We start from the raw sequence: 1316 nt of genomic DNA, 5'->3' as shown, positions 1-1316 counted from the left end.
ATCAGGGCGGCTCAATGCCGCTCTGATTTTAGGATTACCTTCGGTGTAAACAATCACCTTCGGTCTGTTCTGGGTGCCTAAATCTAACAATTGATTTTCAAACTGCCTTGGGGTTTGTTTTTGTGGCAGGTGGCGATGGATCCTTTTTTCGTTATAATGTGCTACTGCCCGGTCTAGTTCTTTTTTCAGTTCTGTCAGGGACCGGATTGTTTTCCTTTTTAGGTATTCATTCTTGATAGTGCCATTGATCCTTTCGGCGTAGGCATTTTCTTGGGCAATCAGCCCCATGCTCAGGTGTATGCCATGGGTGTGAAGAATGTCGCGATATCGATTATCCACAAACTGACTTCCTCGATCGGAGTGATGAATTAGCCCCTGAACTTGTTTAGCTTCTGCTAAAGCCATTTGAAGCGCTTTTAAGTTGGCATCTGCTCTCATATGATCACTGGCCTGATACCCTCGTATAACTTTGGTGTAGATGTCTATGATAAATACAATGTAGTAGAAGCTCCCGCCTATATTAAAGTAGGTAATGTCGGTTTGCCATACTCGGTTCTTATCCCACACAAGCAATCCTTCAATCAGATTGGGATATCGTAAAACAGCAGGAATGGTAGTTTTAATGAAGTTGCGCTGTTTCTTCACCCGGTATCCCAGTCCCATAAACACATCGATGAATTTGTCCCGGCCTAGCCAGGAGGGTTTTAACGTGTCATAGAGCTTCTCCAGACCACAACCAGGATGATCATTCCGAACTTCGTCAACGAGTATTTGTAATTCAGCCAGGCTGTCGCTCCAGTCTTGCTGACGGTGATTGTATTTGTGGACGGCCTGTTTACTAACCCCACCAATTTGATAAACTGTGTTCATAGAAAACCCTAGGCTTTTGATGTTTTCTCTGAACCAGAGGATGGTGGGGTATCTGAGTTTTTTTTGATATCGATACCATATTGAGCCTTGGCAAGCTCAATCATCTTCTCCAGAAAATCGATATTGAGCTGCTTCTGGCCAACGATACGCTCAAGCTCCGAAATCCGTTTTTGCAGCTCTTTTAACTTCTCTTTACTGCTGTCTGCCATCTCTACCACTTTGATCCTACGCTTATTATACGTAGAAAATTTATAAATCCACCGATAGATCAATACCGGCTGGATATGGTAAAGTTCAGACATTTCCTGGACCGAAAATTGGCCGGTCTCATAATCTTTTACACAGGATTTTTTAAAATCCTCCGAAAATACTCGACAGCTTCTTACTGTAATTTTCCTTGTCATAAGTTAACCGTTTATGGTCAACCTATTTCAGGGACGGACAAG

Annotated in this window: 2 protein-coding genes; both read right to left on the bottom strand. The window is 42.9% G+C overall.

Translation table 11 applies throughout. The annotated features are described in order from the left end of the window. A partial coding sequence (locus KK083_RS32320) for an IS3 family transposase (protein ID WP_254170297.1) occupies nucleotides 1–870 on the bottom strand: 870 nt, incomplete at its 3' end. Nucleotides 871–878: 8 nt separating this feature from the next. Then, complete coding sequence (locus KK083_RS32315; RefSeq protein ID WP_254170296.1) at nucleotides 879–1274, bottom strand: transposase; 396 nt, start codon at nucleotides 1272–1274, stop codon at nucleotides 879–881. Nucleotides 1275–1316 lie beyond the last annotated feature (42 nt).

The sequence above is a fragment of the Chryseosolibacter histidinae genome (assembly GCF_018598225.1).
Classification (GTDB): Bacteria; Bacteroidota; Bacteroidia; order Cytophagales; family Cyclobacteriaceae; genus Chryseosolibacter; species Chryseosolibacter histidini.
Note: the sequence above shows the minus strand (reverse complement) of the source record. Positions and strands in the feature narration are given on the sequence as shown.

What these genes read in the sequence shown, in the direction of transcription:
- KK083_RS32315 (WP_254170296.1), bottom strand. Translation starts at nt 1,274, where the DNA reads ATGACAAGGAAAATTACAGTAAGAAGCTGTCGAGTATTTTCGGAGGAT.